This is a genomic window from Hansschlegelia quercus, from assembly GCF_004310425.1.
GTDB lineage: Bacteria > Pseudomonadota > Alphaproteobacteria > Rhizobiales > Methylopilaceae > Methylopila > Methylopila quercus.
On record NZ_SIUB01000004.1, the window covers coordinates 133,016 to 146,750 of the forward strand.

The window sequence follows — 13,735 nt, forward strand, 5'->3', positions numbered from 1 at the left end:
CGAGGTTTTTGTCTTGCCGCCGCAAACTCTCGTCGCCGCAAAAGGATGACCGCGATGCTCAAGGCCTCAGTCGCCGCCGTGGAAGCCGCAAACAGTCCGCGGATCGCGATCGAATCCATAACGCCGACGGTCGACGGCGGGCGCTTCCCGGTCAAGACGATCGTCGCGCGCCCGCTCACCGTCGAGGCGGACATCTTCGCCGACGGCCACGACGTGCTGAAGGCCGACGTGCTCTGGCGCGGCCCCGACGACCGCGAGTTCCGCCGCGCTCCGATGACGTTCCTGTCGAACGATCGATGGCGGGCCGAGATCACGCCGCAGACGATCGGCCGCCACGACATCGCGATCGAAGCGTGGTGGGACGAGTTCGGCACCTTCCGCCGCGACCTTACGAAGAAGCGCGAGGCCGGCCTCGACGTCGCGCTCGAGACCGACGAGGGGCTGGAGATCCTTGAGGTCGCCGCGGCGAAGGCGCCCGCCGACGTCGCCCGCCGGCTCGCCGACATCATCCTGTCGATCCGCGCGGCGGACGTGACGAACCGCGTCATGCAGCTTCTGTCCGCCGAAACCCATGCGGCGGCGGTCGCCGGCGACCCGCGGGCCTTCGCCTCGCGCACCCAGTCCTTCCCGCTCGACGTCGAGCGGCTGCAGGCGGAGTTCGCGAGCTGGTACGAGCTGTTCCCGCGTTCCGAAAGCGGCGACCCGACGAAGCACGGCACGTTCCGCGACGTGATCAAGCGGCTGGCCCAGATCCGGGACATGGGCTTCGACGTGCTGTACTTCCCACCGATCCATCCGATCGGAAAAACCAACCGCAAGGGTCCGAACAACACGCTGACCCCCGGGCCGAGCGACACGGGCTCGCCTTATGCCGTCGGCGCCGCCGATGGCGGCCACGATGCGATCCATTCGGAGCTCGGCACGCTCGACGACTTCCTCGCGCTGGTAAAGGCCGCCAAGGAGCACGGGCTGGAGCTCGCGCTCGACTTCGCGATCCAGTGCTCGCCGGATCATCCGTGGCTGAAGGAGCATCCCGGCTGGTTCAAGTGGCGGCCGGACGGCTCGATGAAATACGCCGAGAACCCGCCGAAGAAGTATCAGGACATCGTCAATGTCGATTTCTATGGGCCGGACGCCGTGCCGGGTCTTTGGGAAGCGCTGCGCGACGTCGTGCTGTTCTGGATCGAACAGGGCGTCACGATCTTCCGCGTCGACAATCCGCACACCAAGCCGCTGCCGTTCTGGGAATGGATGATCGGCGAGGTCCGGGCGAAGCACCCGGAGGCGATGTTCCTGTCCGAGGCGTTTACGCGCCCGAAGGTGATGTATCGCCTCGCCAAAGTCGGCTACTCGCAGTCCTACACCTACTTCACGTGGCGCAACCACAAGCAGGAAATCGCGGAGTATCTGACGGAGCTGACGACCACCGACCCGAAGAACTTCTTCAGGCCGAACTTCTTCGTCAACACGCCCGACATCAACCCGTTCTTCCTGCAGACATCGGGTCGTCCCGGCTTCCTGATCCGCGCCGCGCTGGCGACCACGCTGTCGGGTCTGTGGGGCATGTATAACGGCTTCGAGATCTGCGAGGCGGCGCCGCTGCCGGGCAAGGAGGAGTATCTCGACAGCGAGAAGTTCCAGATCCGCATCCGCGACTGGAACCAGCCCGGCAACATCGTCAAGGAAATCACGCGGCTGAACCGCATCCGCCGCGAAAACCCAGCGCTGCAAAGCCATCTCGGCGTCCAGTTCTACAATTGCTTCGACGACACGATCCTGTGCTACGGCAAGTCGCGGCCTTCCGCCGACGGGCTCGGCGTCGAGGACATGATCCTCGTCTTCGTGTCGCTCGACCCGCACACCGAGAAGCACGCGCCGTTCGAGCTGCCGCTCTGGGAGTTCAACCTGCCCGACGGCGGGACGCTCGCGGTCGAGGATCTGATGCGCGGCAACAGCTTCACGCTCACTGGCAAGAGCCAGTGGATCTACGTCAATCCGAACGAAATGCCCTTCCACGTCTGGCGCCTGACGCGGCCGGCGGAGACCATTTGATGAATGCTCCTTTTACGCAGCCCGACGCCTCGAAGCCGACGGGAACCCTGGTGACCACCGACGGCGTCGATCCGCAGTGGTACAAGGACGCGATCATCTATCAGCTCCATGTGAAGTCGTTCTACGACTCCAATGGCGACGGAATCGGCGATTTCGCAGGGCTGATCTCGAAGCTCGACTACATCGCCGATCTCGGCGTGAGCGTGATCTGGCTGCTGCCGTTCTACCCGAGCCCGCGGCTCGACGACGGCTATGACATCGCCGAGTACAAGAACGTCTCGCCGGACTATGGGTCGCTTGCGGACGCCAAGCGCTTCATTCAGGAGGCGCATAAGCGCGGCCTGAAGGTGATCAGCGAACTCGTGATCAACCACACCTCGGACCAGCATCCCTGGTTCCAGCGCGCGCGGACGGCCAAGCGCGGCTCGGCTCACCGCAACTTCTACGTCTGGTCGGATTCGGACACGCTCTACTCCGGTACGCGGATCATCTTCCTCGACACCGAGCGCTCGAACTGGACGTGGGACCCCGTCGCCGGCCAGTATTTCTGGCACCGCTTCTACAGCCACCAGCCTGACCTGAACTTCGACAATCCGGCGGTGCTGAAGGCGGTCTTCGGCGTGATGCGCTTCTGGCTCGACCTCGGCATCGACGGCCTGCGCCTCGACGCCGTGCCCTACCTCATCGAGCGCGACGGCACCTCGAACGAGAACCTGCCCGAGACCCACGACATCCTGAAGAAGATCCGCGCGGAACTGGACCGGACCTATCCGGACCGCTTCCTGATCGCGGAGGCCAATATGTGGCCGGAGGACACCAAGGATTATTTCGGCGACGGCGACGAATGCCACATGGCGTTCCACTTCCCGCTGATGCCGCGCATGTACATGGCGATCGCGCGCGAGGACCGCTTCCCGATCACCGACATCCTGCGCCAGACGCCGGCGATTCCGGACAACTGCCAGTGGGCGATCTTCCTCCGCAACCACGACGAGCTGACGCTCGAAATGGTGACCGACAAAGAACGCGACTACCTCTGGAATACCTACGCCTCCGATCGGCGCGCGCGCATCAATCTTGGCATCCGCCGGCGCCTCGCGCCGCTGATGGAGCGCGACCGCAGGCGCATCGAGCTGATGAACTGCCTGCTGCTGTCCATGCCCGGAACGCCGGTGATCTATTACGGCGACGAGATCGGCATGGGCGACAACATCCATCTCGGCGATCGCGACGGCGTGCGCACCCCGATGCAGTGGTCGATCGACCGCAATGGCGGCTTCTCGCGGGCGGACTTCGCGTCCAATGTGCTGCCGCCGATCATGGACCCGCTCTACGGCTACTACGCCGTCAACGTCGAGGCGCAGGCCCGCGACCCGCATTCGCTGCTGAACTGGACGCGGCGCATGCTGGCCACCCGCCGCCAGCACCCGGCCTTCGGGCGCGGCACGATCCGCTTTCTCTACCCGTCGAACCGCCGGATCCTCGCTTATCTCCGCGAGCACGACGGCGAGACCATCCTGTGCGTCGCCAATATGGGCCGCAGCCCGCAGGCGGTGGAGCTCGAGCTTTCCGAGTTCGCCGGCCGGCTGCCCGTCGAGCTGACGGCAGGCTCGGTGTTCCCGGCGATCGGGCAGCTGACCTATCTCCTCACCCTCCCGCCTTACGGGTTCTACTGGTTCGTTCTCAGCTCCGAGAGCGCCACGCCCGCCTGGCATACCCCAGCGCCGGAACCCATGGCCGATTATGAGACGCTCGTCCTCCGTCAGGGCGTCGAAGACGCCATGCAGACCGAGGCCCGTAACGCCCTCGAACAGCGTGTGCTGCCGAGCTATCTCGCCCGGCGTCGCTGGTTCGGCGGCAAGGACCAGACCGACATCACGCCGCGGATCAAGTCCATGGCGCGGCTTTCCGGCGGCAAGGATCGCATTGGCCTGATCGAGGTCGAGGTCACCGGCGGCGCGGAGCCCAGCCGCTGGCTGCTTCCGCTCGCCGTCGTCGACGAAGACGACACGCTCTCGCAGCTCGCCGGCCGTCTGGCGCTCGCCCGCGTCCGCGAGGGTCGCGAGGTGCGTCTGCTGACCGACGCCTTTGCGCTGCCGAGCTTCGCCTTTGCGATCGCCCGCTCGCTGAAGGACGGCGCCACGGTCAAGAGCGGCGACACCACCATCCGCTTCGAGCAGTCGAGCGGCGCCGACGTGCCCGCGCTGCCCGACGACGCCGAGATCCGCTGGCTCTCCGCCGAACAGTCGAACTCCTCGCTGATCGCCGGCGACGCGATGATGATCAAGCTGCTGCGCAAGATCGCGACCGGCGTCCATCCTGAAGCGGAGATGGGCCGCTATCTCACCGAACAGGGCTACGGCAACGCCGCGCCCTTCCTCGGCGAGATGGTCCGGCTCGGCGCGGACGGCGAGCGCGCTACGCTCGCGATCGTGCAGGGCTACGTTTCGAACCAGGGCGACGCCTGGACCTGGACGCTCGACCATCTCAGCCGCGCGCTCGACGATTTCGCGGGCGGCGGCGAGGTCAGCGAGGATCACCGCTTCGCCGACTTCAAGCGCTTCGCGGCAAATCTCGGCCAGCGGCTCGCCGAGCTCCACGCAGTGCTGGCGCGCCCGACCGACGACCAGGACTTCGCCCCGCAGCCGGCGGCGACAGCGGATGCGGAAGCATGGAAGGCGCGCGCCATGGCGCTGCTCGACGGCGCTTATCATGCGCTGGCGTCCCGCACCCGCTGGGACCGCGAGGATGACGCCAGGAAGGCGTCCGAACTCGCCGGCGGCAAGGAAGCGATCTACGCGATGATCGGCAAGCTCGCCGATTCCGGCGTCGGCTCGCCGATGACCCGCATCCACGGCGACCTGCATCTCGGGCAGATCCTGGTGTCGGGCGAAGACGCCATCTTCATCGACTTCGAAGGCGAGCCCGCGCGCCCGCTGGAGGAGCGTCGCGGAAAGGCGAGCCCGCTCCGCGACGTCGCGGGCGTGATGCGCTCGTTCGACTACGCCGCGGCGATGGTCGGACGGAACGAGCAGGCGGCGCCGCATGTCAGCGGCGCCCGGCGCGAAGACTTCCTGACGCGCTTCCGCGTCGACGCCGAAACCGCGTTCATCGACGCCTACCGCCAGGGCCTGCAAGCGGCCGGCGGCGACCTGCAACAGGAGTTGCTCGACATGTTCCTGATCGAGAAGGCGGCCTATGAGATCGCCTATGAGGCTGCGAACAGGCCGGCCTGGATCGACGTGCCGCTCGGCGGTCTGCACGGGCTGATCCGCAGGCTCGTTCCGAACGCCGGAGGCCAGGCATGAGCGCGGGGACGATTTCGCTGGACCGCGGTGCGCTCCAGCAGCTGAGCCACGGGACGCACGCCGACCCGTTCGCGGTGCTCGGCCGCAGGGACGACGGCGCCGAGCCCTATGTCCGCGCCGTTCTGCCGGGCGCGGAAAGCGTCGAGGTCGTCTCGCGTGACGGCAAGCAGGTCTTCGGAGCGCTGAAGGAGCTCGAAGGTTCGGGCGTGTTCGAGGGACCGGTCAAGAGCGTCGACCCTTATCTGCTCAAGATCCGCTGGCCGGGCGGGACCGTGCAGGAGACAGAGGACCCCTATTCCTTCGGGCTGCTGCTCGGCGACCTCGACCTCTATCTGCTCGGCGAATCCCGCCATTTCGAGCTTGCCAAGGCGCTCGGCGCGAACGCGATGACCGTCGAAGGCGTGGCTGGCGTACGCTTCGCGGTCTGGGCGCCGAACGCGCGCCGCGTCGCGGTGATCGGCGACTTTAACGCCTGGGATTCGCGTCGCGCGCCGATGCGCCTCCGCCAGCCCTCTGGCGTGTGGGAGATCTTCATCCCCCGCATCGGCCCGGGCGAACGCTACAAATTCGCGATAATCGGCCATGACGGCGCGCGCCTGCCCGACAAGGCCGACCCGATCGCCCGCTCGGCAGAAAAGGCGCCGGGCACCGCCTCGATCGTCGCGTCGTCCGAGCCTTACAAGTGGAGTGACGAACGCTGGATGGCCGAGCGGCAAGGCCGCCACGCGGCGAGCGCCCCGCTCTCCTTCTATGAGGTCCACCTCGGTTCGTGGATGAAGCCGGACGGGCGTGAAGTCGACTGGGATTTCGCGATCGAGAAGCTGATCCCCTACGTCGCCGGCCTCGGCTTCACCCATATCGAGCTGCTGCCGGTCTCGGAGCATCCGTTCGGCGGATCGTGGGGCTACCAGCCGCTTGGCCTGTTCGCGCCGACCGGCCGCTACGGCTCGCCCGAGGATTTCGTGCGCTTCGTCGACGCGGCGCACGCCGCCGACATCGGCGTCGTGGTCGACTGGGTGCCGGCGCATTTCCCGACCGACGCGCACGGCCTCTACCGCTTCGACGGGACCTCGCTCTACGAGCACGCCGATCCGCGGGAAGGGTTCCACATCGACTGGAACACCGCGATCTACAATTTCGGCCGGAAGGAAGTGCAGAACTTCCTGATCGCGAGCGGGCTGCACTGGCTCGAGGAGTTCCACGTCGACGGGCTGCGCGTCGACGCCGTCGCATCGATGCTCTACCGCGACTACAGCCGCAAGGCCGGAGAGTGGATCCCAAACCAGTATGGCGGGCGAGAGAATCTCGAAGCTGTCGGCTTCCTGAAGCACCTCAACGCCGTGGTGCGCGAGCGCGCGCCGGGCGCTATCACGATCGCTGAGGAATCGACCGCGTGGCCCGGCGTGACGCAGTCGACCGAAGAGGGCGGGCTCGGCTTCCACTTCAAATGGAACATGGGGTGGATGCACGACACGCTCCATTACATGGAGCAGAACCCGATCTACCGTCAGTACGACCATGACGGCATCACTTTCGGGCTGGTCTACGCCTTCTCCGAAAAGTTCGTGCTGCCGCTCAGCCACGATGAGGTGGTGCACGGCAAAGGCTCGCTGATCGGCAAGATGCCGGGCGACGCGTGGCAGAAGTTCGCGAATCTGCGCGCGCTCTATGGGATCATGTGGACCCATCCGGGCAAGAAGCTGCTGTTCATGGGCGGCGAGGTCGCGCAGCAGCGCGAGTGGAACCACGACGACCAGGTGGACTGGGCCTCGCTCGACGACCCGAACCATGCCGGCGTCCAGCGGCTGATCCGCGATCTCAACCGCATCTATTCCGCCGAGCCTGCGCTGCACGCCCGCGACGCGGAGCCCGCCGGCTTCCGCTGGGTGATCGGCGATGACCGGGCGAATTCGGTCTTCGCCTTCCTGCGGCTCGGCGAAGACGGCCAGCCTCCGGTTCTGGTGGTCGCCAACATGACGCCGATCCCGCGTCACGGCTATCGCATCGGCGTGCCGGCGGCCGGCTTCTGGACGGAGGCGCTGAACACCGACGCCGGCATCTATGGCGGGTCTAACGTCGGCAATGGCGGCGGGCTGGAGACCACGGCGGTCGAGAGCCACGGCGAGGCGCAGTCGCTCGACCTGACGCTGCCGCCGCTGGGAGTCATCGCTCTGCGGTTGGGATAACCCGCGACGCCACCTCTCCCTCTCGCGGGAGAGGGTAAGGGTGAGGGTCTGTCGGCAAGGGCTGACGCCCCCTCACCTTCTCCCACACGCGGGAGAAGGTGTCGTCAGCGTCGCGGCCGGTTCTTCCTCACGTCGCTGCAGCGCGCGTCTCTCCGCTTGCGCCTTTCTCAACCTTCCTCATGCTGAGGAGCGACGCTTTGCGTCGCGTCTCGAAGCACGCACGAGGCATCATGACCACGACGCTCGAACCCGGCTCGCCCTACCCGCTCGGCGCCACCTGGGATGGGCTCGGCGTCAACTTCGCCGTGTTCTCGGGCCACGCCGATCAGATCGATCTCTGCCTGTTCGATCCCTCCGGCCGACGCGAGATCGCGCGGACGCCGCTGCCGGAATGCACCGACGAGGTGTGGCACGGCTATCTGCCGGATGCGCGCGCCGGCCTGCTCTACGGCTTCCGCGCGCACGGGACCTATGACCCGCAGCACGGGCACCGCTTCAACCCGAACAAGCTGCTGCTCGACCCCTACGCCAAGCAGTTGTCCGGCGATGTGCGCTGGTCGGACGCGCTGTTCGGCTACCGCGTCAACAGCCCCCGCGCCGACCTCTCCTACGACCGGCGCGATTCAGCGCCCGGCATGCCGAAGGGCGTGGTGACGGACGACGCCTTCAACTGGGGCGACGATCGGGCGCCCAACACGCCGTGGGATCAGACGGTGATCTACGAGGCCCATGTCCGCGGCCTCACCATGCTGCGCGAGGACATTCGCCCGCACGAACGCGGCACCTTTGCGGCGCTCGCGAGCGCCCAGATGATCGAGCATTACAAGCGCCTCGGGATCACCGCGGTGGAGCTGCTACCGATCCACGCCTTCGTGCAGGACCGGATCCTGGTCGAGAAGGGGCTCAGGAACTACTGGGGCTACAACACCCTGTCGTTCTTCGCGCCGGAGCAGCGCTACCTCTCCGACGGCTCTCTGAACGAGCTGAAGGTCGCGGTCCGCCGCCTGCATGCGGCGGGCATCGAGGTCATCCTCGACGTCGTCTACAACCACACCGCGGAAGGCAGCGAAGCCGGCCCGACGCTGTCGTTCCGCGGCCTCGACAACGCCAGCTACTATCGGCTGATCCAGACCGACTGGCGCTACTGCGTCAACGACACCGGCTGCGGCAACACCGTCAATCTGAGCCATCCCCGCGTGCTGCAGCTGGTGATGGACAGCTTGCGGTACTGGGTCGAGGCCTATCACGTCGACGGCTTCCGCTTCGATCTCGGCGTGACGCTCGGCCGCGAGACACACGGCTTCGATCCGAACTCCGGATTTTTCGACGCGATCCGGCAGGACCCCGTGCTTTCGCGGGTGAAGTTGATTTCCGAGCCGTGGGACATCGGCCCCGGCGGTTACCAGCTCGGCAAGCACCCGCCGGGCTTCGCAGAGTGGAACGACAAGTTCCGCGATTCCATCCGCCGCTTCTGGCGCGGCGATTCCGGCCAGCGGCAGGAGGTGGCGGCGCGGCTGTCGGGCTCGAGCGACCTGTTCGACCACCGCTTCCGCAAGCCGTGGTCGTCGATCAACTACGCGGCCTCGCATGACGGCTACACGCTCGCCGACGCCTGCGCCTACGTCCAGCGTCACAACCTCGCCAACGGCGAGGACAATCGCGATGGACATGGCGAGAACTATTCGTCGAACTGGGGCGTCGAGGGGCCGACGGACGATCCGGAAATCCTCGAGACCCGCGCCCGCGTGGCGCGCGGCATGCTCGCCACCGTGTTCTTCGCCAACGGCTCGCCCATGCTGCTCGCGGGCGACGAGTTCGGCCGCAGCCAGGGCGGCAACAACAACGCCTATGCGCAGGACAACGAGACCTCATGGGTCGACTGGTCGGCGGGAGACACGGAAGAGGGCCGTGCGCTGGCGAACTTCGTGGCGCGGCTGATCGCCCTTCGGAAGACCCATCCCGTGCTCCGCTCGAGGCGGTTTTTGCATGGTCGCGAAGAGCCTTACCCCAGCGTGCTCGACATCGCCTGGTTCGACGAGAAAGGCTTGTCCGTCAGCGCTGGAGCGTGGAACGACCACGCGGAGAGGACGTTGACGCTTCGCCGGGCGGAACGTCGTTCCGACGGCTCGACGCCGATCCTAACTCTCATGCTGAACCCGACTGCCGAAGACCGCGTCTTCACCCTGCCGCCGCCGGCCCTCTCGACAGTCGCGCTGATCGACAGCGGACGGCCCGAGGCGCCGGAAAGGCCGGTGGAGGACGGCGTGGTCCAGGTTCTCGCCCGCGCCGCCGTGCTCACGCTTTCCGTCGCGCCCGCGCGACCATCGAGGCGAGGACGGTCCTGACCACCGGAGCTGACTGACTTGAATCGACAGACCTTCGGCCCGCGTCTCAGCTCCTCTGGAACCGAATTCCGCGTCTGGGCGCCCGCGCATAGAGAGGTCCGTCTCGAAATCCGCGACAGCGACCCCGTAGCGATGGATCGTTCCGAAGACGGCTGGCACACGAAGACCGTGGAGGCGCCGTTCGGCGCGCGCTACCGCTTCCACCTGCCCGACGGGCTCAGCGTTCCCGATCCGGCCTCACGCTTTCAGGACGGCGACGTCCACGGCTGGAGCGTTTTGGTCGATCCGGACGAATATTCCTGGAAGACCACGGGCTGGAAGGGCCGGCCGTGGCGGGAAGCCGTGGTCTACGAACTTCATGTCGGCGTCTATGGCGGCTTCAACGGCGTCGCCGAGGCCCTGCCGAAGCTCGCGGAGCTCGGCGTCACCGCGATCGAGTTGATGCCGATCAACGATTTTCCGGGCGAGCGGAACTGGGGCTATGACGGCGTGCTGCCCTATGCGCCAGACGCGGCCTATGGGACTCCCGCCGAGTTGAAGGCGCTCGTCGACCGAGCGCACGAGCTCGGGCTGATGATGCTGCTCGACGTCGTCTACAACCACTTCGGCCCTGACGGGAACTACATCCCGGCGGAAGCGCCGCAGTTCTTCCGCGAGGATCTGCATACGCCCTGGGGCGGCGCGATCGATTTCCGCCTTCCCGACGTGCGGGCTTACTTCACCGAGAACGTGCTGTTCTGGATGGAGGAATACGGCTTCGACGGCGTGCGCATGGACGCCGTCCACGCGATCTCCGAGAGCGACTGGATCGACGAAACCGCGGCAGCCGTCCGTTCGCTGGAGGTCGAAACCGGCCGCAAGCTGCACATCGTTCTCGAAAACGAGTTCAACGAGCAGAGCCATCTCGCAGGCGATGTCGATGCGCAATGGAACGACGATTTCCACCACGTCTTCCACGTCCTGCTGACGGGCGAGCAAGAGGGCTATTACGAGGACTTCTCCGAGGACACGGCGGGCAAGCTCGCGCGCACCCTGCAGGACGGCTTCGTCTATCAGGGCGAAACGTCGCCTCATTCAGGTAAAAAACGCGGCACGTCGAGCGGGCATCTGGCGCCGACGGCGTTCGTCAGCTTTCTGCAGAACCACGACCAGATCGGCAACCGCGCCTTTGGCGATCGTCTGACGACGCTTGCGCCGCCTCAAGGCGTGGAAGCCGCGACGGCGGCTCTTCTGCTCTGCCCCCACATTCCGATGATCTACATGGGCGAGGAGGTGGCGAGCGAGACGCCGTTCCTGTTCTTCACCGACCATTCCGGCGAGCTCGCCGACGCCGTGCGTGAGGGACGGCGCAAGGAGTTCTCCAAGTTCGCAGCCTTCGCCGGCGCCGAGGTGCCCGACCCGAACGCGCTAAAGACCTTCACGGACTCGATCCCCAAACCGCATCCCGAGCGCGCCGACGCGCGCCTCGCGTTGTTCAGGACGCTGCTGACGATCCGCGCGGCGGAGCTCGCGCCTTATCTCGATGGCTGCGCGGCGGCGGGGGCGGAGGTGGTCGGCGATAAGGCGGTCGTCTCGCGCTGGACGCTGGGCGACGGTTCGGCGCTGACGATGGCGATCAATCTCGCGAACGAGCCGGTTTCCCTGTCCTCGCTCGAAGGCCCGGTCCTGTTCGAGAGCGTGGCCGGCGCGGCGGATATGGCGCGATCGGGTTCTCTGCCGGGCTTTTCCACCATCGTCCTGAAGGAGCCCGCTGCGTGAGCGAGGACGAACTCGTCAAGCGTCTTGCGACGCGGGCCGGTTTCGCGGTCGACTGGGTCGACCAATCCGGCAAAGAGCAGACGGTCTCGCCGGAAACGCTGCGCGCGTTGCTGAAAGCCATGGACCTGCCTTCGGGGGGACAGCGGGAAGCGGAAGAGTCGCTCGCGAAGCTCGACGAGATCGACCGTCAGCCGGCGAAGCTGACCACCGCGACGGTCGGGCAGTCCTTTGCGGTGGACGCCAAGCCCGGCGCGGCGAAGCTGGTGCGCGAGGACGGCGAGATTTTCGATCTCACGCTCGGCGACGCCGGCGGGGGCAAGGCGCTGATGCGGCCGATTCTCGAAAGCGGCTATCACACGCTCCACGCGGGAGACCAGGAGATCGCTCTCGCGATCGCGCCGACGCGCGGCCGCTCGATCGTGGACGCCGCCGGCGGACGGCGGATGTGGGGCCTCGCCGCTCAGGTCTACAGCCTCACCCGCCGAGGCGACGGCGGCATCGGCGACATGGGCGGAGTCGCGGCTCTCGCCGAGACGCTCGGACGCGCGGGCGCGGACGCGCTGGCGCTGTCGCCCGTCCATGCCGGATTCAGCGCCGACCCGCATCATTTTGGGCCTTATTCCCCGTCGAGCCGACTGTTCCTAAACCCGCTCAACGCCGACCCCGAATTCCTGTTCGGCGAGGATCGCGTCCAGGAGGCCGCACGTGTTTCGCAGGTCGCGAGCGCGCGACGGCAGCACGAGAGCGAGCCGCTGATCGACTGGCCGGAGGCCTCGCGCGCCAAGCTCGCGAGTTTACGCGCGCTGTTCGAGAGCTTCCGTTCGGTGGAGCTCGCAGAGGGCTCGGCCGGTCATCTCGCGACCGATTTCGGGGCTTTCTGCACGGAAGGCGGCGCGCTGCTGGAAGAGCACGCCCGTTTCGAGGCGCTGCACGAGGCGCGCTTCGGCAAGGACCTCGGCCAGTGGGACTGGCGGAGCTGGCCGGAAGCATTGCGTGACCCGCGCGGCGAGGCTGTCGCCGCCTTTGCCGCCGAGCATGCCGGCGCCGTGGACTTCCACCTCTTCCTGCAATGGATCGCGGACCGCTCCTTCGCCGCAGCGCAGGCTGCGGCGAAATCCGCCGGCATGGCGGTCGGGCTGATCTCGGATCTAGCGGTAGGTATGGACGCCGGCGGCAGCCACGCCTGGAGCCGGCAGAACGACGTGCTGGTTGGCCTCTCCGTCGGTTCGCCGCCCGACTTGTTCAACCCGAACGGCCAAGCCTGGGGCCTCGCGACATTCTCGCCGATCGCGCTCAAGACCACAGGCTTCGCGCCCTATCTCGCCACGCTGCGCGCCTGCATGCGCAACGCCGGCGGCGTGCGGATCGACCACGCGATGGGACTCGCCCGCCTGTGGATGGTGCCCGAAGGCGCCAAGGCGACGGAGGGCGCCTATCTCAGCTTCCCGCTTGACGACATGCTGCGGCTGACCGCGCTCGAATCCGAAAAGAACGAGGCCGTCGTCGTCGGCGAAGATCTCGGCACCGTGCCGGAAGGATTCCGTGAGAAGATTGGCGCCGCCGGGATCGCCGGCATGCGCGTGCTGCAATTCGAGCGCGACCAGCAAGGCCGCTTCTTTGCGCCCGAACGGTACGCTCATGACGCGCTTGCCATGACCACGACCCACGACTTGCCGACCATGGCAGGCTGGTGGAGCGGCGCGGACATTGACTTGCGCGCCTCGATCGCGGGCGATCAGTTCGGCGAAACCCAGGACAATGACCGCGACGACCGCGCGAAGGACCGTCCCGCGCTGTGGAGCGCGCTCCGAGAGGCGGGCGTCGCGGATGGCGAGACGCCTCAGCCCGACGCGCCCGACGCCGTGGTCGACGCTTCGGTCGCGTTTCTGGCGAAGACGCCGTCTCGGCTTGTCCTGCTGCCGCTCGAAGATGCCCTGGCTCAGGTCGAGCAGCCCAATCTGCCCGGCACGCTCGACGAGCACCCGAACTGGCGGAGACGGTTGAGCGCGCCTGCGCCCGAGCTTCTGGCCGGACCCGGCCCGGCCCGGCGGCTTGCGGCGTTGAACAAGAGACGCGCCGGCTAACC

The 13,735-nt window shown here is 67.0% G+C and carries 6 protein-coding genes; all 6 read left to right on the plus strand.

Annotated features, from left to right (window positions below):
- Window positions 1-54: 54 nt before the first annotated feature.
- The 6 genes from EYR15_RS10075 to malQ all read left to right on the plus strand — a co-directional run bounded on the left by EYR15_RS10075 (window position 55) and on the right by malQ (window position 13,733).
- Window positions 55-2,052, plus strand: coding sequence for an alpha-1,4-glucan--maltose-1-phosphate maltosyltransferase (locus tag EYR15_RS10075; RefSeq protein WP_131003416.1), 1,998 nt, complete (start codon window positions 55-57; stop codon window positions 2,050-2,052).
- Window positions 2,052-5,360 carry a maltose alpha-D-glucosyltransferase gene (treS, locus tag EYR15_RS10080; RefSeq protein ID WP_131003417.1) on the plus strand — a complete coding sequence of 1,103 codons (3,309 nt, stop codon included), beginning with the start codon at window positions 2,052-2,054 and terminating at the stop codon, window positions 5,358-5,360. The genes EYR15_RS10075 and treS overlap by 1 nt, the downstream gene beginning before the upstream one ends.
- Entirely contained in the window at window positions 5,357-7,546 is a 2,190-nt protein-coding gene (gene glgB / locus EYR15_RS10085) for a 1,4-alpha-glucan branching protein GlgB (RefSeq protein ID WP_131003418.1), read from the plus strand. Before treS ends, glgB begins: the two co-directional genes overlap by 4 nt.
- A gap of 230 nt (window positions 7,547-7,776) precedes the next feature.
- Window positions 7,777-9,891: a glycogen debranching protein GlgX gene (gene glgX / locus EYR15_RS10090; RefSeq protein WP_131003419.1), complete on the plus strand. Its 2,115-nt coding sequence runs from the start codon at window positions 7,777-7,779 to the stop codon at window positions 9,889-9,891.
- 18 nt (window positions 9,892-9,909) lie between these two features.
- Window positions 9,910-11,649 carry a malto-oligosyltrehalose trehalohydrolase gene (gene treZ / locus EYR15_RS10095; protein WP_205741611.1) on the plus strand — a complete coding sequence of 580 codons (1,740 nt, stop codon included), beginning with the start codon at window positions 9,910-9,912 and terminating at the stop codon, window positions 11,647-11,649.
- A complete protein-coding gene (malQ, locus tag EYR15_RS10100) occupies window positions 11,646-13,733 on the plus strand; it encodes a 4-alpha-glucanotransferase (RefSeq protein ID WP_131003421.1) in 2,088 nt (695 codons plus the stop codon). Before treZ ends, malQ begins: the two co-directional genes overlap by 4 nt.
- The last annotated feature ends 2 nt before the right edge of the window (window positions 13,734-13,735 follow it).

Bases quoted from the DNA above. Each gene is read 5' to 3' on its own strand.
- treS (WP_131003417.1), top strand. From the start codon at position 2,052: ATGAATGCTCCTTTTACGCAGCCCGACGCCTCGAAGCCGACGGGAACC.
- glgB (WP_131003418.1), top strand. From the start codon at position 5,357: ATGAGCGCGGGGACGATTTCGCTGGACCGCGGTGCGCTCCAGCAGCTG.
- glgX (WP_131003419.1), top strand. From the start codon at position 7,777: ATGACCACGACGCTCGAACCCGGCTCGCCCTACCCGCTCGGCGCCACC.
- EYR15_RS10075 (WP_131003416.1), top strand. From the start codon at position 55: ATGCTCAAGGCCTCAGTCGCCGCCGTGGAAGCCGCAAACAGTCCGCGG.